The sequence below is a fragment of the Devosia sp. ZB163 genome (assembly GCF_028613635.1).
Taxonomy (GTDB): Bacteria; Pseudomonadota; Alphaproteobacteria; order Rhizobiales; family Devosiaceae; genus Devosia_A.
Genome location: NZ_JAQRMY010000002.1, coordinates 1,152,330 through 1,172,294 on the forward strand (window position 1 = coordinate 1,152,330; position 19,965 = coordinate 1,172,294).

General features: G+C 62.2%; 19 protein-coding genes. 12 read left to right on the forward strand and 7 right to left on the reverse strand.

Going from position 1 to position 19,965, the window contains the following annotated elements; translation table 11 throughout:
• Positions 1–198 precede the first annotated feature (198 nt).
• The 5 genes from PRN20_RS13930 to PRN20_RS13950 form a co-directional block, all read right to left on the reverse strand.
• Positions 199–2,502, reverse strand: a complete 2,304-nt coding sequence (locus PRN20_RS13930) for a hypothetical protein (RefSeq protein WP_273958096.1) — start codon at positions 2,500–2,502, stop codon at positions 199–201.
• 132 nt (positions 2,503–2,634) lie between these two features.
• On the reverse strand, positions 2,635–3,363 hold the full coding sequence (locus PRN20_RS13935) for a hypothetical protein (protein WP_273958022.1): 729 nt from the start codon (positions 3,361–3,363) through the stop codon (positions 2,635–2,637).
• Positions 3,364–3,539: 176 nt separating this feature from the next.
• Positions 3,540–5,576: a calcium-binding protein gene (locus tag PRN20_RS22810; protein WP_337956251.1), complete on the reverse strand. Its 2,037-nt coding sequence runs from the start codon at positions 5,574–5,576 to the stop codon at positions 3,540–3,542.
• Entirely contained in the window at positions 5,525–7,345 is a 1,821-nt protein-coding gene (locus PRN20_RS13945) for an Mbeg1-like protein (protein WP_273958023.1), read from the reverse strand. Before PRN20_RS13945 ends, PRN20_RS22810 begins: the two co-directional genes overlap by 52 nt.
• Positions 7,342–7,998 carry a hypothetical protein gene (locus PRN20_RS13950; RefSeq protein ID WP_273958024.1) on the reverse strand — a complete coding sequence of 219 codons (657 nt, stop codon included), beginning with the start codon at positions 7,996–7,998 and terminating at the stop codon, positions 7,342–7,344. Before PRN20_RS13950 ends, PRN20_RS13945 begins: the two co-directional genes overlap by 4 nt.
• A gap of 133 nt (positions 7,999–8,131) precedes the next feature.
• Here PRN20_RS13950 and PRN20_RS13955 point away from each other — a divergent pair, with 133 nt between their 5' ends.
• From PRN20_RS13955 to PRN20_RS13965, 3 genes are all read left to right on the forward strand, one after another.
• Complete coding sequence (locus PRN20_RS13955; RefSeq protein WP_273958025.1) at positions 8,132–8,407, forward strand: hypothetical protein; 276 nt, start codon at positions 8,132–8,134, stop codon at positions 8,405–8,407.
• A 63-nt stretch (positions 8,408–8,470) separates the two neighbouring features.
• Positions 8,471–8,893, forward strand: a complete 423-nt coding sequence (locus PRN20_RS13960) for a hypothetical protein (RefSeq protein ID WP_273958027.1) — start codon at positions 8,471–8,473, stop codon at positions 8,891–8,893.
• A gap of 51 nt (positions 8,894–8,944) precedes the next feature.
• Positions 8,945–9,571 (forward strand): hypothetical protein, encoded by a 627-nt coding sequence (locus PRN20_RS13965; protein WP_273958028.1) that lies wholly within the window; start codon positions 8,945–8,947, stop codon positions 9,569–9,571.
• A 68-nt stretch (positions 9,572–9,639) separates the two neighbouring features.
• Here PRN20_RS13965 and PRN20_RS13970 read toward each other — a convergent pair whose 3' ends face one another.
• A complete protein-coding gene (locus PRN20_RS13970) occupies positions 9,640–9,951 on the reverse strand; it encodes a hypothetical protein (RefSeq protein WP_273958029.1) in 312 nt (103 codons plus the stop codon).
• A 209-nt stretch (positions 9,952–10,160) separates the two neighbouring features.
• A complete protein-coding gene (locus PRN20_RS13975) occupies positions 10,161–10,406 on the reverse strand; it encodes a helix-turn-helix domain-containing protein (protein WP_273958030.1) in 246 nt (81 codons plus the stop codon).
• Positions 10,407–10,681: 275 nt separating this feature from the next.
• On the opposite strand from PRN20_RS13975, the gene PRN20_RS13980 reads away from it, so the two are divergent.
• From PRN20_RS13980 to PRN20_RS14020, 9 genes are all read left to right on the forward strand, one after another.
• Positions 10,682–11,332, forward strand: a complete 651-nt coding sequence (locus tag PRN20_RS13980; RefSeq protein WP_273958031.1) for a hypothetical protein — start codon at positions 10,682–10,684, stop codon at positions 11,330–11,332.
• Positions 11,333–11,343: 11 nt separating this feature from the next.
• Positions 11,344–11,667, forward strand: a complete 324-nt coding sequence (locus PRN20_RS13985; RefSeq protein ID WP_273958032.1) for a DUF6634 family protein — start codon at positions 11,344–11,346, stop codon at positions 11,665–11,667.
• On the forward strand, positions 11,664–13,670 hold the full coding sequence (locus PRN20_RS13990) for an AAA family ATPase (RefSeq protein ID WP_273958033.1): 2,007 nt from the start codon (positions 11,664–11,666) through the stop codon (positions 13,668–13,670). Before PRN20_RS13985 ends, PRN20_RS13990 begins: the two co-directional genes overlap by 4 nt.
• Positions 13,671–14,249: 579 nt before the next feature.
• On the forward strand, positions 14,250–15,146 hold the full coding sequence (locus PRN20_RS13995; protein WP_273958034.1) for a hypothetical protein: 897 nt from the start codon (positions 14,250–14,252) through the stop codon (positions 15,144–15,146).
• A gap of 193 nt (positions 15,147–15,339) precedes the next feature.
• On the forward strand, positions 15,340–15,903 hold the full coding sequence (locus tag PRN20_RS14000; protein ID WP_273958036.1) for a hypothetical protein: 564 nt from the start codon (positions 15,340–15,342) through the stop codon (positions 15,901–15,903).
• Between the two features lie 2 nt (positions 15,904–15,905).
• Entirely contained in the window at positions 15,906–18,098 is a 2,193-nt protein-coding gene (locus tag PRN20_RS14005) for a Mu transposase C-terminal domain-containing protein (protein ID WP_273958038.1), read from the forward strand.
• Between the two features lie 2 nt (positions 18,099–18,100).
• A complete protein-coding gene (locus PRN20_RS14010; protein WP_273958040.1) occupies positions 18,101–19,132 on the forward strand; it encodes an ATP-binding protein in 1,032 nt (343 codons plus the stop codon).
• The gene (locus tag PRN20_RS14015) at positions 19,132–19,761 is read left to right on the forward strand and encodes a TniQ family protein (RefSeq protein ID WP_273958042.1); all 630 of its coding nucleotides are present in this window, start codon (positions 19,132–19,134) and stop codon (positions 19,759–19,761) included. The genes PRN20_RS14010 and PRN20_RS14015 overlap by 1 nt, the downstream gene beginning before the upstream one ends.
• A gap of 46 nt (positions 19,762–19,807) precedes the next feature.
• The coding region (locus tag PRN20_RS14020) for a leucine zipper domain-containing protein (RefSeq protein WP_273958098.1) at positions 19,808–19,965 on the forward strand (158 nt) is incomplete at its 3' end.

The window sequence follows — 19,965 nt, forward strand, 5'->3', positions numbered from 1 at the left end:
CCTCAGCTACAGCGATTCCGGTCCCTTTGCAAAATGATTGCCCCAATAACTGCAGGCAGTCGAACACGGCGCTTGAGGTTGACGTCAGTTATCGGCCCGCACAGGCTTTCGTAGGGCTGGACTCGACCGGGTGCCAAAGGCCCAGCTTACATGGCTTTCGGCACTCCGTGCCTGAACTCTTGCGTCTGAAGGGTTTGGTCAGTCTTGATCCCAAACCCTGTTGAGCACCTGCGCGGCGATAGCGGCCTTGTCCTGCGGCAGGAAGCGGCCGTAGTGCTGCTGCACCATGTCGGGCGTGTCCTGGATGGCATAGCTCGCCTGCTCGTATGAGCCGGTCTTCTTGAGGATGTGGGTGGCCAGCACGTCGCGAACGTTGTGCGGTCCGTGCGGCAACAGGCCCTTGATGGCGCCGCGCTCGGTATACGGGTTGTAGATCCCATAGCGCTGGATGATCAGCCGCCAGGCGTCGTAGAAGGTCGTCTGGTCGTAGCGGGCATTGGTGCTCGACTGCTTGACCGTCTTCACGAAGAAGGTCCCCGGATCATCGGCGCTGGCCAGTAGCCGCGCGCGATGCCGATCGACATAGGCGTCGATCATCTCATAGAGGCCCGCCATGTCGGGCAGCACCAGCCGGAACGGCTTCTGGCCGAAGAAGGACGAGTTGGCATTCTTGAAGGCCACGGACGGGATCAGGATCTCCCAGCCTTGGTCTCGGACGCTCCAGCGAAGCTCGCCGCACTTCATGTCCTCGAGGTTGCGCTCAGACGTCGGCATCCTGCCCGGTGGACAGATCCGCAGCTCGCGCAGGTTCTTCTGCCGCAGGCCGGTGTGCAGCCCGATACGGAGCATGAGAAAGGAGCGCACGGCTTCGGCCGCCGGCCGCGGATAGAGCCGCTCGTCCGGCATGAAGCGCAGGATCTCCTCAGTGATCTTTCGGTACTCGCCGACCGGGCTGTCGGCTTCGAGGATGGGCAGGATCGGCTCGAACGGATCCCGGTGGACCTTCGCCACGCGCTCAATCTCCTTGAGACGCTGTCGGGCGTGCCGGTACATCTCATCGCAGGCGCCGTTCCAATCGGCCCGCACCCGCTCAATATCGGCTTCTGTGATCAGGCCATCGATCGGACGGAGGCGATCGGCCAATGCCGGCGTCTGCCTGATCCAGCCGGTGTCCGCCTTCACCACCGATGTCAGAAGGGCCAGCATGCCGACTTCCCACTTGGTGAAGAAGCCACGGCGCTGCTCGCGCCATTGCAGATACCAGTCCCAGACCGGCGGGAACACAAGCATGGCGAAGCAGAGCGACTCCAGCGGGGCGCCGAAGCCACGGACAGGACCATCCGCCGGCGCGGTCAGCGCGCCAAACATCAAACCGAGATGCTCGACCTTCTGCGATGCCGTCTCCTCGCCCCAGACGCCGTTGCGCTGGAAACCGAAGGCGGTCAGGGTCGCGGTCTTGAACTTGAGCAGGCCAGCCATCTCGCGCTCGAGCTCTGCAGGCGCATCCACCACCGACGACACGACCTCCTGATCGACATCGGCAGCTGCCGGCTGCTTCTTCGGGAATCCCTTGCCCTGGAACGCGCGGAAGCGGACGGCATAGCGGTTCTTGATCGCCGCCGCCTGGAAGGCCCTGTAGTCGGTCGATCCGGAGATGATCACCCGGTTCACCCAGTCGAGGATCTCGTCCTGCTCCGCCGGCGAGCGAGCGTTGAAATCATCCGGGAGGTGCCACGCCAGCCGCCGCCGCTCGGCCGGCGTGAAGTCCTCGAGGACGTGACCGGTCCGGGCCCGCCCGAGGTACGGCAGCTTGGCCTTGAAGTAGCCGGCCGGCAGGCGATATCGGCGCTCGATGCGCGCCAATACCTCGAGGCTCTGGATGGACCTTGGCGTGAGCTCGCCGGTCGCCCATTTCATCAGCGTTCGATGATTGGTGGCCTTGTCCTCCTTGGCCACGGCGTAGAACAGGTGACGGACGCTATCGCCGTGGCGTCGAATGTGCAGGTTCAGGGCGTCGGCGAAGCCATCCACGTCCTCCCATTCGATCCAGAGAGGTTCCGGGAACTCCACGATGGGCCGCCGCGTGTACTGGCGCTTCGGACGGGAAGGCGCGGCCGGCACCGCATCAGGCTTCCGCTCGACCTTGCCTGAAAGCACGCGATCTGCACGATCGGTAACATCAAGGTTGCGCTTCGGCCGCGCATCGGCCCTGACCGGAGGCGGCCTGACGGTCGTCTGCATCTTGATGGCAGAACGCTTCGGTGCCCTGGTCACGGATCGGCCGATGGCATCGAGCAGAGGGGTGATGTGCCGCCCTGCCCCGACCAGCATCTCCGCCGGCACGTTGGTCAGCATGCCCATGGCCGTCCAGTCGTACTTGCCGGCGTAGCGGGGAACGCCAACGCCGGTGTCGACCGATGCGATCAGGAACTTCCTCAGGGCTTCGGTGTGCACCGGCAGCAGGTAAGGAGCAACGCGCTTCCGGCAGAAGTCGGAGATCATACGTTCGGTGATGGGAGCGTTCGTCGGCACTGTGGTCTCCGGCTGCGGGGCCGGCAGACATAGTGGTTTGGTAGCAACGATTTACCCGGACATCTGTCCGGGTAAATCGGGCAACGCACAGAGTGGTTCGAACTACGGCTTCGGAGTAACCACACAAGCGAGTGGCCAGACCGAGGAAGCGCCATTTGACGCGCACCTGAACTCCCCGATGTTCCACTTCTGTAGATCCGGAGAGCATGCGGCCCAGATCGATTGGCGCTTCCCGTCGCTCCAAAGATTCGGACGCGCCTTCTTGGTCTTGGCGCCTCGACCGTGCAGTTCGTGAAAGATCGGTCGTACTGCACTAGAGATTTGGGGAGCGGCCGCCTTTCGCCAGCGGTTGTCCCAGCAGATCATCGTTGTGGTGTGTGTGCCATCCTTCAGGACGTAGTGATAATGAATGCCCTGTTCCAAGTGCCTATCCAACTTGTCCACCTCGTCTGCAACCGCGATCAGGGCGAGAACACGATGGGAGACTGAAAGTGGGACGGGCACTTCGCGGACTGGAACCAAGTATCCACGCAGGATGTCCCGCGGCGCCAGCACCTCGAATTGGCTGGCGATGGATACCTCTTCTACTGCTGGCACCTCAGGAGGGAAATCGACTTCGTCCAATTGCCGATCTAGATCATCCAACGTCTCTTGGAGCTGCTGCCGTAAGGATCGGGCTGTTGGCACTTCGATATGGGCTCGGTCGGGCCAATGCTGTTCTGCCATTCCGGCCCAGGCCGCTCCGAAGCTGGCCAACCGGCTCTGGCGAGCCAGTCGACCAATTTGCTCCAGCTCCGATTTCAGTTTGCCCACGAGATCAGCAGTGGTCATGTTCCCCTCAACCATCGCCCCGTCCGCCCTTGCCCAGAAGCTGCGACTGGTGCGCACCGCTACGGGTCGACTATTTCCTCAGCATTGGCAACCACCTGCACCGATCGCGATCGATAGTTGCTGGTACCGCGTCCCTCGCAGCGCGGATGCGGTACTTCCATCTTTGCGAAGGTGACCTAGACAAAGGCCCAATCCAGCGCCAGAACCTGACTGGCCGTCAGCCCGTAGAATATCGCCTTGTGATCGCTTCCGTCGAACCGGAGTTCCGTTTTGCCAGCTTCCTCGAAGAGGTTCGAGGAGACGTCTGAGATGGACTGAAACCCATCAACGCCGTTGAGGACAAAATGATCATCGGCGCCAGCAGCATTGATCGTGTCCTGCCCCCCATCGCTGAAGATCACAAAGGTATCGGAACCCTCATCCATCCAGATGGTGTCGTTACCGGCACCGCCCTCAATGTAGTTCTGGCCTGAACCGCCACGCACAGTGCCGCCGATCTTGACGCTGGAGAAGGACCCGTACGGGTACGTGTCGTAGCCAAGGTAGAACTCATCATTACCATCGCCGCCGTACATCGAACCGTGACCGTGGAACGTGTCGTTGTCGTCCCCACCCCAGCCAGACTGGGTTCTGGAATACAAGGTGATCGTGTCGTTGCCTGCTTCACCCTCCACGTCTCCGGATCGAACGGAAATGGCGTCATCCCCGCCTCCGGCCTTGACCACTCCGGTCGTGGAGCCGTTCATGTCGAACGTGTCGGCGAAGCCGCTGCCGATCAGCTTGAACGATCCAAATATCTGGTCGCCTTCCGCATGACCTCCGGTAGCGACAAGAGCTCCATTGCTCAGGATAAGACTGACGCCTGCGTCGGATTCTGAATAGCTCAGAGTGGACGAGGGATAGCCACCGGTGACGAAGGTGATGGTGTCACCTCCGGTGCCGCCATGCACGACAATGTCCTTGGCGTAGACGTTGATGGTGTCATCGTCACCGTCGCCATAGATTGTGCTGCCCTCGCCTGCGGTGATCGTATCCTGACCGGCGCCGCCATAGACCAGCGAGGTCTTCCCGACAGAGATCGTGTCGTTGTCCTCTTCGCCAAAGACGATCGTCGAGGATTGAGTGCTGCTGATGAGGTCATCACCCTCGCCCCCATGAACTACCCCGTTCCTGAACGTGATGGTGTCCGCGCCTCCACGACCATAGATGACATCATAACCAGATCCGCCGCCGCCATTGATGTCGTCGGCATCATTGGTCCCCTTGATGGTGTCACCGAGGGATGTACCGACTACCCTGTCGAATTCGCCGGTGACGGTGTCGGACTGGTCACCAAAGACAAAGGTCCCGTCGATGAGGTCAATGACGGCCGCCCTGCTGGATGATGCGTAGTTCAACTCACCACCACCCGAGCCGAAGTGAATTGTGTCGTTGCCGTCGCCGGGTGACATGAATTCGGCATAACCATCTGCGCCGATGAGCGTGTCGCCGTTCTTCCATCCTATCAGAAAGTCGTCGCCGCCATTGCTGTGCAAGGTGCCATATGCGCCCGCAACCGAGAGCGTGTCTTGGTCGGTCGAACCGATGATCTCGGACTTCCCGGCCACTGACAGGTAGTCGCCGTAACCCATGCCACCTATGCCCAATGTGGAGGTCCCCGTCACGGCAGCCGTGTTGCTGCTTCCCGAAGCTCGAGACAGGTGGATGGGAGCAGTTGACGCTGAGTAGTCAACAGTCAGGTCGCCCGTGGTCACGACTGTGTCGGCGCCCAACGAGCCGATGAGGGTGTTCGATCCTCCGCCGGCATGCCAGTACTCGTCGACGACGTCTGTACCGTGGAAGGTGTCGTTCCCGACACCGGAATGGACGCGCTCGAAACCGGTGGCGATGATGTTGGTACCGCCGATCAATGCCTCAAGGCCGTAGACGATCGGTCCGGACACCCCTGTCAGATAGAGTCTGTCGTACCCCTCTCCCGCATCGATGGTGATCAGCTGCGTGCCGAGATGCGATTGATAGAGGTAGACCTCATCATTGCCACCCGTGAGATTCCACTCGTCGATGCCGAGCAGGCTCACAGCGGTGGCCCCAACGTGGATAGCCTTCGAACGCCCCGCTTCGCCCGTTAGCGACAGGATGGCGCGCTCGGAGCCATCGTAGGTTACGATGTCGGTCGAGCCGGCGGTGAAATCAAATGTGGTGGCACCTGCCATCGCGATATCGGCCGCAGTCCCAATCCTGATCTCATTGGATTCGCTGCTGGCCCTGATGATCTCGACCCCCTGGACGAATGCGTCGCCGGCGGCCATTTCGATGCCGATCCCGTGACCGGTAGGCGCGGCGAACCCGTTGGCGACGATCTGGTTCCGGATCGCAGTAGCTCCTTGGGCGTCGAGACGGTAGGTTCCACGACGTCGCCTGTACCTGTGTGGGCGCCGCCATTGACGTAGTCGACATCGCCTTCTTCGGCATCGCCGAGGTGGAAGGTGTCGTTGTCGGCCTCGCCGAACATCGCGTCGGAGCCGGTGCCGCTGTGGAAGGTGTCGTTGCCGATGCCTCCATGAGCCCGGTCGTTTCCAGAGCCGTCGTGGATCTTGTCGGCACCCGCAGAGGCATAGATCACGTCATTGCCAGCACCGCCCCAGATGTTGTCGAAGAAGGTCCCATCTGAGCCCATCGACAGAATGATATCGTTCTCATCAGAACCATAGACGTCATCGACGTACTCGGATCCCAAGAAGATGGTCCCGCCCGGTTGCAGGTAGGCGGTACCGCCATAACCTGACCATGCAACGGCCAGGTTAGCGACCGGAATTTGGCTCAGATCGAAGAACACTCCTGCTGGTACTACGGCGGCAAACTCGATGAAGTCGTTGATGGTGCCAATCGCATCCAGCGTTCCGGAAAGATCGATGTTCGCAGCGCCATTCACATGCTTGATCAAGCCGACGCTCATCCCTGCATCACCGTCACCCGCAACATGAACGGCATGCACGACGGACAACTTGCCAAGCGCGCCAAAATACCTGCTTGCGGGAATGGACTGGTTTATCTCAGCCAGCCGCATGGCACCGAGTTGATCCATGTCGGCAAAGAGACCATCGAGTGCGGCGGTACCTGAATCGTCCAAGGTGTACGCCAAGTTCTGGCGGAGAGCCTCTGAGTCGACGAAACCCAGCCTAACCGCGAGAGCGCCATCAAAGAGGTGGTGGTAGACTGCGTCACCGCCGACCTCGCGTTCTGCGCTATGCTGAAGCCCTCCATGCAGGGCGATCGCCATCAACGCCTGACTGTGCAGATCCTCAACGTCAGAAACGGTCCCGCCCCGAATTTCGTTCTGTACGATGGTCTGAGCATCTAGCCCGCTCGTCACGGTCAGCCCGCCTGCGTAGCTGAAGCTAGTACCCTCCCTAAGAGGCTCAAGTGCCTCGTTCTCCATGGAGGCAGAAACAATGCTGCTGAATGAGGGAGCCGCGATGCCGTTGGGATAGGCCAGTTGCTGCCAATACTCGTACTGAGCCGCGTCGTCCCCCGTGACATCGAGGTAAAGTTTCAGGGACGCTTGAACGAACGGCATAGCGTCAAACACATAGGCACTCTCGCCGCTGACCGATGCAACTAGCCCCGCCAGGGCGCCACCCAACGAGTGACCTGTGAAACACCATGTCAGGCCGGATTGTCCTGACATCGCCGCCGTGACGTCGTTGAGGAAGGCGAACGCCAGATCCACCTGCGATTGGACCCAATCGTACTGGCCAACCGCGATCGGATAGCTGGTGACTCCGTCCCAAAGCAGGTCGGTCGTACCTCGGTAAGCAACGACGATTTCGTTGGTGTCCGGAAGATGGTACGCTACGGCCGCGAACTCGCCATCCTCACGATCGAGAATTACGGTCGCTCCGAACGGCACCTCAAGGCCATCTGGGGGATTTGCACGGTTGTAGGCATCCAGTGCAAACAGGGCAGCGCTTGTAATGTTCATGGCTTGACCACGAAGTCCTTCTGATAATGCTTGGCTGGAATGAAGTTGCCACCTTCTGGAATTGTCGGAGGCAGCACTGACGGTTCTGTTACCGGAAGCTCTTCGATCCACGGAAAGCGGGCAGCCAAGTCGTAGGAAGGCTGCAGGGTGGTCGGCGTAATGGTGAACTCAACTGCGAACTCAGGATAAGCATCGGCAGGACTTGCCCGGCGCAATCGCTCGAACCCACCGTGGTCGCCAACCTTCACGACCATCGGCGTCCGCGTCTTCAAAGTGCAAGTGGAGCTGAGGAAGCCGGCTCGATCGTAGTCTGAAAGGCTATCTAGCCCCAGACACTCTCGGAGGGGATCAAACGTCCCGGCTGAACTCCCGCTATAGCTTCGCTTCAGCGCGAAATAGTCATCGTCACCTATCTCGAAATGCAGAGCCTCGCCGAACACGCGAGCGACCAGCTGATGGCGTGCGCTGTCACGATACACCACCGTTTCCCAGACTTCGGACACTCTGATCGCCGGCTGCTCACCGGTGGTCGGCGTGATCACCGCTTCGACAGCATACTTCTGCTCGAAGACCTGAGCTGACGCAGAGCTGAGTGCCAATAGCGATGCGAGAACCGCCGATCCGACAAAACGACAAAAGTTCCTAGCTGTCACAACCTTACCCTCGAATCGAATACACGAAAACAATATCGTGCATGCGAAATCCGAGGGCAAGTTTCTTGTATGCGTTACAGTTAATTAGATACACGAAACGGCGCTGACGCTCCCATCTGAAACATCATTACGGATGCACGAAATCGCGTTGACGACTCCCCCCACCCCCGTGCACACCTTTGCCATGGGAAGACCGAAGCAGTTCGACGAGCGAATCCAGCTGACGCTGGTGGAGGGCACCACCGGCCGAATCGATGCTTTGCTGGAGGACGGCGAGTACCGCCTCGACTTCATCCGAACGGCCATTGAGGTCGAGATCGCCAAACGGTCGCAGGAGAAGCCAGCGACGAAGCGCGGCAAGCCTTCGCTGGCCGGTATGTTTTCAGGCCCCAACTCGAAGAAGCGCTGACCCGGTCGCACTCCTCCGGGGATCCGCAACAGCACTCGCTCCTTCGCCCCTTGAAGGACAGTTATGCTCTTCACCGAGGAATCGGTGATTGCGATGCGACTGCCTGAATGGACATGGCACTGGGCGTGGGCGGCTTTCCTCAGATGGAGCCTGAACCCGACGCTGGCCAGCAACCTCACCGCCCGGCAGCGGTGGCAGGTTGTGCTATGGTCGCTCGGCCCCGGCACCAAGCGCCACTACCTGTCCCCACTGACGGAATGGCTTCATCGCCACCTGCCGACAGCTATCCTGCTCGCCCGCCTGCAGCGCCAGGGCGCCGGATGGTATCGCGTGCCGACCATGCCAGCAGCGATCCACCTCTGGCGGCGCTTGGGCGTCCACGTCCTCGAGGGCGACTTCGTGAGGATCGAGAGCGGCTCGGTGACGATGAAGGGCTATGTCGATGAGGATCGTCAGGTCTGCGAGTTCTGGCCGATTGAGGAATAGCAGCGGGGGCGCGGCATTGCTTCACCGCACTCCAGAGCCTATCTCGCCAGCATGACGACGAAGGACCAAGCGCCAACCGACCTGATCCGCAGCTGGCAGTTGCCCTACGCGGCGCGGCTTGGTTCGTCGGTGCGGTCCAAGGGCGTCTACCTCGAGGCCCGGGCACGTCTGCCGAAGTCCGCACGCAAAGCGCTGTCCGTCTCTGCCGGCGATCTCACCTTGAGGATGGCCGAGGGCTCGGCCACGGAATTTGAGGACGCGGCACGGATCGTCGAGAAAACTCTGACCGGCATCGAGGACCTGCCCGTCATCCCGCGCGAGATCGAGGATATCCTGTCGATCTCGACCACGGAGCGGCATCGCTGGCTCAAGGATGGCCGGCTGCCCAGCGCTGGCACGCGGACAGTGAAGCTCCCCGGGCGTGCAAAGAAGATCACCTTCCATGTGTTCGATCCGAGAATGGTCGAGGACCTGCTTGACCGCGCCGTGGTAGATGCCTGGCGCGAGGAAGACGCCGAAAGGGCCGCCGAGAACCGGCGCAAGGCAGCATGGAAGGCCCAGCTGACGCGATCAACCAAGAAGACAGCCGCTGTAGCGAACTCGACGGAGGCGCTTGAGGACGACGATCGCTTCAAGCTGCGCGGCTGGGCCGAGTTCGAGCGCGAGGGGCCGCGATAACCCTTAGCAGATACACACCCATCCTCTGCTCGCCGCAAGCGGAAGCCGAGATTGTGCGCTCCCTCGACTTAAGCGCCGACGTACACCTCAACAAACGTGTTCACAATCACCTTCGCAAGTTGCGCGGCAACTATAGCGACAAACGTTATCACCAGCCACTTCCAGATATCCATGGTACCTATGGTGGCCTCCAAACTCTGAATTACCGAGTTTCCATTGATGAACAACAGAGCGCCAAAGCCGAGGCCCATTACAGATCCCATCATTTCCATCCGATTGGCTTTGTAATTCTTAGGATCACGGGGTGGGTTCAGATGGAAAGCATCCATTATTGTTAGGCACAAATTAGAAGCAATAATGAAGACGAAGAACATGTCCATAGTGGCCCCGCTTCGAAGAGTTGAATCGTATACATGAAATTATCAGTCTCAGAGCGCCTCTGCAAGTGAGTGTTGGATGGCTGGAGGGATCGCGAACACAAACCGACAGTTCGGACCACTTCCCCGCTCCGCCTCCACTCAAATGGTGCTGGCTAGGTCATACCGGGTGACGTTTCTCAGCGCGCCGGCGGCCTGAGGCGGAACAGCCGCTAAGGGCGAGGATCGCTGTCCCGTTTCAGGATTATTCCGACGCCGGCATCGGTTTCGAAGAATGCGGCGCCTGCTGCCTCCAACGCGACCTGGATGCGCTCGATCGTAGAGTCGTGAGGATCGGTGACACCGGTCTCCAGTCGAGAGATGGCCAGCCGCTTCAGACCAGCCAACGCAGCCAGTTCGTCCTGACTGATGTTGAGCATCGCGCGGGCGCCGCGCACCTGTGACGGCGTGATCGCCATGGTCCCTCCGGGGCCGAATCCGTTCGGCAATCCTATGTTAACCACGATTCACCTCCCGGATGCGATATGCATCTTTTCGTCTTGAAGGACTGAATTCTCCGGACTATCTGGCTGGTCATGGATGCAGACACGCATCCTTGCATACGTCACCGGCAACGGTGGTCGTTTCCCGCGCCGCGACGGTCTCGTCTGCACAGCGCGTCGGCTTAGTCATCGCAATCCTCGCAATTCCGCGAAACCACCCGGAAAGAGCATTTCCGGGACCAGGAGAAGTCATGCCCGTCGCTACCGCGCACCGCGCCACCCCGAACACCGCCATCCAGACCGCCAAGCCCGTCGTTGACTTCCGTCGCGCCCGCCAGATCAAGCGCAACGTCAAGCTTCACCAGCAGATCAAGGATCTGATCACCGCCAATCCGAGCTGCCGCTACATCGGCGGCAACCACGCCGTCGAGCACATCGCGGCCCGGCTCGGCTTCGAGCCTCATGACCTCGCGATTGCCGATGTCCGCATCGGCCGGCGCATCGTCACGCTGATCGTGCTCCCTCACCGGATCTGGGACCGAGCCTTCCCGGCCGCCAAGGCCATCGATCTGCGCCATCAGGCCCGCTCTGAGGGTTATGCCGCCATTCTCGTGCCGCAGGCGGTGGTCGAGCGCGAACCCCGGTTGGGCAACAGCCAACTCCTCGCCCGCACGGTGAACGTCAAGGTCGACGCGACCTCTCGCATGACCATCTTGGCCCATCTGATCGAGAACGGTCCCAGTTGCCTGAGCGAGCTGGCCGGGCTGATCGAGCACCACGATCCTTTCGGCGCCGTCTTGCACCTCGTCACCACCGGGGCGATCGCGCTCAACATCGAGGCCTGCATCACGCCCTACTCGATGGTCGATATCGCCGATCCGACCAGCTCGACGCGGCACTGAGGGCATCCACCATGACCATTCTCTTCCCGGGTGGGGGCGACAGCGCCTCCACCATCGCGAACCTGCGCGCCCTCGCGGACGACCTCGAGCGCATGACGATGTTCCAGCCCAATGGCGAGCTCGAGGAGGCCCCAAGCCTGAACGGGTGGTCCCCGGTCATGCGTCCGGTCGGTGGCCTCTCCGGCTATGTCGAGGGGCACCCACTCCTCGGCTGCCGTCATGTGGTCACCAGCGAGGTCTTTGCCATCGATGCCGAGCGCGGGTGGGCTCGGACCTTCTCCCGCTTCTATCGCCTCGGCGATGCCGCCGCCCCCACCAAGGATCTCAGCCAATGAGCGACGACTATCAGGACACGATCGACATGATCCTCGAGGCCGCGACGTTCGGCGAACTCAATACTGCGATGAAGGACCTGCACATGAAGACCCGCCCCCTGTCGGCAGCCGTACTGGTGGATCTGGTGGTTGCGCGCGCCATCGGCGAAGAACTGCGTGATCAGCTGCGCCGTGGCGGCACCAAGGCTCTCGTGGTCGAGGTTCCGGACGGCGGCTGGGCCGAACCGATCGGCGACGCGATCAAGTCCCTGATCGGGGATCTGGCCTACGTCATCGCCAGATCGTCCATCCCCCGCGGCAATGACCTCAATGACGGGATGCTGCCGAAGAAGCTGCGGGAAGGCCGGGTTGCGGTCGGCGTTGCTGCGCAGCCTGATCGCACCTTGCCGCCGCTGCTGCTCAGCCTTGCCGAGGTCAGGGTCGCCGTCGTTGCGCCCGACGCTGAGATGATCATTGAGGTCATCCGCAAGTCCCAGGGTGGCCGCATCCCGAAGGAGGCTTCGACGCTAATGCCGGAGATGTTGAGCTTCGACGAGATCACCGCGTTGATCGATCGCAACGGCAATGCAGTCGAGACGGTCAGGCGAATCCGCGCGGCCATCGAGCGCAAGACCGGCACCAATGGCAGCCGGAATGACAGCAGGCCCCTGCCCCGACTCGAGGACGCGATCGAGTATGGCGATGCTCGCACCTGGGCGCTCAGCCTGCGTGACGACATCGCCGACATGAGGAAGGGTTTGATCGGTTGGGAGGACATCGACCGCGGCTGCGTGCTGCATGGGCCGCCGGGCACGGGAAAGACGCTGCTTGCTCGGATGCTGGGCGAGGCCTGCGGCGTGCCGGTCGTTGTCAGCTCGATCGCCGAGCTCTTCGCAAACTCCAGCGGATATCTCAACGACGTCATCAAGGCTCTTCGAAAGACCTTCGACGAAGCCAGGGCCAAGGCACCATCGATTCTGTTCTTGGACGAGATCAATGCCCTGCCGAACATCGACACAGTCGGCGATCGCAACAAGGACTACTGGGCCCCGGTCATCTTCGACTTCTATACGCTGCTCGACGGCGCCATGTCCGTTCGTGACGGCGTCATCGTCATCGGTGCCACCAATCGCATCGAGGACATCCACCCGGCTTTGTTGAGGCCCGGCCGGCTGGAGCGTGCGATCCATGTCGGTGCCCCCGATGCCGCCGGCGTCGAGCGGATCATGCGTCACCATCTTGGTGGGGATCTCGCCGACGGCGACCTCGAGAATCTGGCCATCCAGAATGTTGCCCGCGGGGCGACCGGTGCCGTCGTCATGGAACAGGTCCGTGCCGCGCGGCGGCTTGCCCGCCGTGCCGGCCGACCAATGGTCTTGGCGGATCTCGAGGCACAGATCGTCGAGGAGGAGACCCGAACGCCCGAAGAATTGCGCCGGTCGGCCATCCATGAATCCGGGCACGTCATCGCCGGGCTGGCGGTCGGCAGCACCCTCGACATCGTCAGCATCGCCATGAGCGGTGGCAATGGCGGCTGTGCACGACTTTCGATGCCTACTGGTACCCTCGTGACCCGACATCAGCTCGAAGGCGTGGTCATGTCCTTGCTGGGCGGACGCGCCGCCGAGCAGTTGCTCATGGGCGAGCCCTCTCAGGGCGCCGGCGGCGCGACGGATTCCGACCTGGCTCGGTCCACCGGGATGGTCGCCTCCATGGAAGCATCTTTGGGCTTGGGGCATAGCCTATTGTTCCGCGCCCTGCCCGAGGACGCGTGGCAATTGCTGCGCGAGCCGGACTTCCGCCGTCGCGTCGAGAAGCTGCTGGACGAGCTCTACCAGCGCACCATCGACATCCTCCATGCGCGCCGGCCGGCACTGGAAGCGGTCGTCGAGGCACTGCTCAAGCGTCGGTTCCTGACCGGCGAGGAGGTCGAATCGATCATCGAAAGCAGCGAGTCGGTCGTCGAAAATCGCGAATCGATGCCCGCTCAAGGGGGCCAAAGGCAGCCCGTGGCGACGGGCTAGAGACGCTCTCGGACCGTTCGACGGTCGGAAACCGGGGATTTGTGTGTCAGGGCTGCCACAAGATAAACTTTGCCTCAAAGGCAATCCAACGGCTTCGCAGCAGAATGGTAAACAACGCCGCGAAAACGGCAAAAACAACAACAACTCGTCAATATTGTTAACGTCGGAGGCTCCGGGAGATCCGGAAGTTTGAGGCGTCGGCACTCCGACATGCACCTCGCCAGGACCATTGAAAAGCGTGATGGCAAAATCGCTCGAAATTGGCGATTTTGGGTGGTTTCGAGTGATTTTGGTGAGTTTCGAGCGGCCTTAACCACTGAGGCTGCTCAGAAAAATCGACGACGCCCTCTTGCACGGTCCGGGCGTCACGAGCCAAGTCTTCATCGTTGCCAGCCGGCAGCAAAAGAAAAGCGCCCCGCTCTTTCGAGCCGAGCGCCATCCTGAAACCGGTCCTCGTCCCTCCTGCAAGATGAGCGAGGACCACACACAACGACGAACGTCATGTTCGCCCAGAACCTACGAGGTGACCTGCTTCGGGTCAAGCTCGTGAAACTGGGCCGGCATGACGAAGGAGAAGTCATGCCTGAGAACAAGAATGCCAAGCACGCCCTGACCTACAACAGTCTCTACGACTTCGAGAAGGGCTACGCCGATGCGCTGCTGAGGTACTTCAGCAACCGCGACGATGCCGCGGCGTGGTCCGGCATCGGTGTCGAGAACCTGGCCCCGGAAACGTTGGAGAACATCCGGCGGGATTGCAGGTCCTTCGTGATCAACACGATCGAGAGCGCCGTCGACGAGAACGGATCGATGGAAGTCGGCGAGGGTCTCTATGACTACGACCTCGGGCGTCACCTCTTCCTTGAGCGGATGGAAACCGGTGTGGGTTTCGGCGATCTGGCCAGCGTAGACGATGAGCTTCGCGCCCAACTGATCGACGCCGCGGGTGATCTCAAGCCCTTTGATCTCGAGATCGACGACGACCGCCTAGTCCGCATCGTCTCGTCGCCGCTCACCTACAGCAAGCTTACCCAGCTGCAGCAGGGGTTCGCCGACGCCCTCGTCGAGTTCGAGAGCCAGAACCAGGAGGATCTCGACTGGCAGGAGGATGACGAAGAGGACGAGGATGAGGTCAGCGGTGAGTGGGACGGCGTCACCGTCCACCACTTCTCCCTCGAAGCCCTGAAGACCATCGTCGAGGACTGCGAGCGGTTTGTCTCCGACATCGTCGGCGACGAACGCGCCAAGTGGGACGACCTCTTCGCCGAGATCAGCGAACACGACCTCGGCTGGTACCTCTACCTCGAGCGGCAGGGTGCTGGCGTCGGCCTCCGCGACCTGCTGCCCGAGGGCGATCTTCTCGACCGCGTCCTGAAGTCTGCCGACGAACTTGGCGAGCTGAGCGTCGAGGTCGGCGACGACGGCCAGATCCACATCCAACGGCAGCGGGGCTGGGCGGCAACGCCCACCAGCTGATCGACCCGTAAGGAGACAGCTATCATGCTCGAACGCTTCAGGCGGTCGCTTCGTCCGCACGCCCCGTGGTCGCCCCCTGCCCGGGACCATTCCTCAATCTCGGTCCGGGTTCCCGCCCGTCACCGTGGCTCGCGTCCCGTGTCCATGGCCACCCGAGGGCACAATTCCAGCATCTCCCGTCGATCCCAACGACATGCTGGCCAAGGAGCTGGAATCCGGCATTGAGCACAACGCCTACCTGGTGCTCACCGCCGATCCTCGCGTCACCGGCATCACCTGCCAGGCGCCGCCGGTGGAATGGGTCGATCGGGACGGGGTCGTGCATGAGCACACCTTCGACTTCCTCGTCGACATGACCACGGGCATGCGCACGGCGGTGATGGTGAAGAGTGCCAGCAAGGTCCGCAGGGCGATGCTGGAGACTTTTGCCGCCGAGCTGGCCGCGCAGATTCCCGACGACTTCGCCGATGCGGTCCTTCTCGTCACCAACGAGGACCTGCCGGAATGGTTGGTCAGCAATGCCCGGCTGATCCGCTCCGCGCGGATGGACAAGCCGTCCTCCTACGACTCGGCCATCGCTGAGCGGGCGGCCGGCTTGTTCGAGCCGATCACCATCGAGGAACTGTGCCGGCCGTTTGCGCCACTCGGCCTCAGGTCGGTGGCCCGGCTCCTCTACGCCGGTCTGCTGCGTCAGGTCTCGCCTGGCCTGATCGAGCCCGAGACCCTGGTGGTCGCGGCGACGCCTCGGAGCAACTGATCGTGAAAACCAATCCGCTGGCGGCCGATCGCCTCGGCCCCAATGCGCTCGTCCGGATGGAGGGCAAGACCTATCTGGTCGATCGCCCGACCAGTCGCGGCTGGGAGCTGGTGGAAACCGGCTCCCGCCGCCGGCGGGATATCACCCATGCCCAGCTCCAGCGCGGCGAGGACGACCGCACGATCGTGGTCACGCGGAGCAAGGGCGAGGACCCGAGCCTGCAGTCGCTGTCGCTGAAGTCCCGGCGCGACATCTTCATCAAGACCTGGTGGCTCAACAAGATCATCGACGCTCTGCGGACGAAGACGCTCGACAGCACGGGCGACGTCGCGCTGCGAAAGTTCTTCGACAGGCATCTTTCCGACATGCGGGAAGCGCTGACCGCATGGGAGAAGGACTCCGGCTACGACCACTCGATCGACCGGGAGAAGAAGCCCCGCAAGCCCAATGTGGGTTCGGAGAGCCAGACCGTCGAGCCTGTGCTGCACCCCCGCACCATTCGTTACCTGTTGCCCAAATATCTGACCAAGAACCGCCATCCGCTTGCAATGCGAAAGCGTACCGAGAATAGCCGGGCCGGCGGCCGCCGGATCGATGAGCGCGTTCGCAAGATCGTCGAGGAAGAGATCGCCAAGTACGCCGGCGAGGCAAACACCACGATCGAAGGGCTGCGCGAGCTGGTGAAGGCGCGGATCGTCCTGCGAAACGAGGGCATGGCCAAGAACCTTCGCCTGAAGGTTCCGTGCTGGGGAACGCTGGATCGGATCAAGGAGGATATCCCGGCGGGTCGCAACATCGGTGGCCGAAAGGACGCCAGGGCCATCAACGAGATGCTCGGCCCCTATGGCGAGGGCCCTCAATACACCCGCGTCGGCGAGCGGTGCGAGATCGACTGCTGGAACATTCCACTTTTCCTGCTGCTCGAGCAGGCCGGCGTCACGGGCGAGATCCCTGACGAGGTCTCAGACGAGCTTCGCAAGAGAGGCAAGCGCATCCACGTCGCGGTCGTGGTGGAGAAGGCGACCGGCTACATCCTGAGCATGAAGTTCGGCCTGGGGGAAACGGCCGAACTGACCACTGCGGCGCTGAAGATGGCGCTGACCGACAAGACGGACATTTCGAACTGGGCCGGCTGCGAGCAGCGCTGGAACCTCTTCACCGGTATCGAGGAATGCACGACCGATGCCGGTCCCGGATTCATCGGCGACCGCTTCCTGTCGGCAGTGATCCCGGCCACCAGCAGCCATGTCTTCGCCGCCAGTGGTTTGCCGCACTTGCGCGGGCTGGTCGAGTCGATCTTCTCGACCCTTCACAAGGGCTTCATCTCCAAGTTCGTCGCCCGCGCCTTCGAGAACATCGTCGCCAAGGGCAAGTACGAGGCCGAGTACCGCGCCGTGCATCAGCTCGAGGAGTTCTTCGGGCTGATGACCCGCTACGTTGTCGATGTCTACCACAACAAGCCGCGCCAGAACGGCCTGCGTCAGAGCCCTCACAACGAGTTCGTGGCCAAGGCCTCGTCGATGGAGACCAAGGAGCCGCCGACGCCCGAAGAGGTTCGCGTGTGGTTCGGATTCGAGACGACGCGCAAGCTCGGCCCGATGGGCATTCGCTTCATGCACATCCACTACGACAGCAACTGGTTGGTGAAGTATCGGACCCATATGGGTCTCGAAGAGGTGCTGATCCGCGTCGACGAAGATGACCTCGGCGCCATCTCGGTCTTGCTCGACGGCGAGTGGATCACCGTTCCGGCCCTCGACACGGATTTCGTCGGCGTGAGCCTCGACCAGTGGATCGAGCTGCTCGAAGACCTTCGGATGCGGTTCGGGGAGCAGGCCGAGATCGACTTCGAGCGCTATGTGGCGCCGGCTCTGCTCGACATCGAGAAGGCCAACCGCAAGGCCGAAAAGGCGCTGGAGCTCAACGACGTCTTCTGGAGCGAGGAGCGCTTCGAGGACTTCGAGGACCAGAACCAGATCAACTTCGTCAACCGCACTCGTCCCGAGGCCGGCGTTCCGGCGCCGTCGTTCGGCGAAGGCACGATCGGCCGTCGCTTCGAGCGCCCTGCCCAGCCCCGGCTTCCTGAACCGCCAACTGCCACTACCTCTCCGCCGCCGGCTGAACCGACGCAGCCGGATCATGACCAGCCGACCGACCAGCAGCCTCGGCGTCGGCTCACCTATCGCGAGGACTAGAGATGACCCAACCCAGCAAGATGCCCGATGCCGAACTCACGGCGCTCCGCAACGAGCTCATGGCCAAGCCCTTCCTCACCGACGACCTGACGGCGGTCGAGGACGCCATCGCCCGGCGCCACCAGGCGCTGCTGCACGTCAAGGATACCAGGAAGCCCAGGTCCGGCGAGAACCGTGCTCCGGTCAAGGCCTTGGTGGTCGTCGGCGCATTCCGCTATGGCAAGTCGCGCGCGGTCGAGAACGGCATCTCCCGACTCAAGCAGCTGGAGACCCCGAGCGGACCGTTGCTCCCTCGGCCCCTGAGCATCAACGCCCCCGAGCACTTCACCATCGAGGCCTTCGGTCGCTCGGTGCTGGGGCGACTGAAGCTGACGCCTGCGCGTGCCCTTGGCCCGTCCATGACCATCGAGCGCCTGCACAGCCGCATCGTCCGCAACAAGCCGACCCTTCTGCACATCGATGAGGCGCAGCGCATGCTGACCCCGGAGAGGGTCGCCCAGCACCGTCGGGAGGAGGAACAGGTGAAGATTTTTGGGCAGCTCAGGGCCCTGATCGACCTCGACGAGTGGCCGTTGCCTGTCGTCCTGAGCGGCACGCCCGAACTGGCGAGGGCCCTGGAGCGCGACAACCTTGGCTTCTTCCGCGAAGTGGCCGAGATCATCGCCATCGCCCCGATGCGGGTCGGCAACCAGACCGATCAGGAAAACCTGGAGGATGCGCTGGCGGCGGCCGCCGAGAAGGTTGGCATGACCGTCGATATCGCCGTCGACAAGTTCTACGACCGCCTGATCCACGCAGCCAATCGAGCCCGCGGGCTGGCCTTCGACATCTGCCACGAGGCCATCCTGCTGGCGGCCTCGGCCGGGCGGAAGTCGGTGACCGTCGAGGATTTCATCGCCTTCTACGCCCGGAAGGCCGGCGCCCTGCGCGCCGCCAATCCGTTCGCTGCGGCGGACTGGCACCGCATCGATCCGAAAGTGCTGCTGGCCGCCATGAGCGGCGAGAAGGTCCCGCGCATCTGGGAGGTGAAGTGATGATCGTCGAACTCGATCCCCTCGAGGAAACCCTGCCGCAGCTTCCCTTCGAGCCGGCACCCAGCCTCGCCTCGCGCCTTGCGGCCTTCCACCGGGCCGGCAATGCCCGCCAGTTCTGCTGGGACCAGTACCTTCGGTTCGAGCGGATCGCCCATGGCGACCGCGATGAGCTGACGAGGTTCAGCGCCTTCGTCGGTGCCGATCTCGAAGAGCTCGCCCGCTGGACGCCGTCGATGGTCAGCAAGAACCGCTTCACCCTCAACGGTGAGATGATCAGCAGCTTCCGGTCGCGCCGCATCCGCGTGCGGCTATGCCCAGCCTGCGCGGAGGAAGACATGGCGGCAGCGCCCGACCTGCCCCCGGACGCCGCGGTGGGCATTCGCGCCTTCGCGCTTGTGGAATCCATTCGCACCTGCCCGGTCCACGGTCTTGGTCTAGTGCAGGTCGCCGATCGAACCACCTTCGGCGATCATGGCGACGACTATGCCATCGCGGTCGATGAAGCCCTTGAGGACATCGATGATCTCAGGTCCCGATCCGTCCAGCGACCGATCACGCGCTTCGAGGCCTATCTGCTGGGACGCCTAGGTGTCGTTGCTATGAAGGTTGTTCATTCGGAGAGGGACTGAGAAGCTGGGGTTGCGAAGCCAACCAACCTTCAGCGGAGCTCCCCGAATGAACGTCCACAAGAATGCGCGTCTGACGCCGCGCGGTCGAGTCCAGATGATTGAGCGGATCGAGGCGGGCTTGCCGGTGCAACGGGCAGCAGCGGCAGCGGGGGTATCGGAACGCACCGCGCATCGGTGGCTGGGGCGCTGGCGTGGTGGCGACCG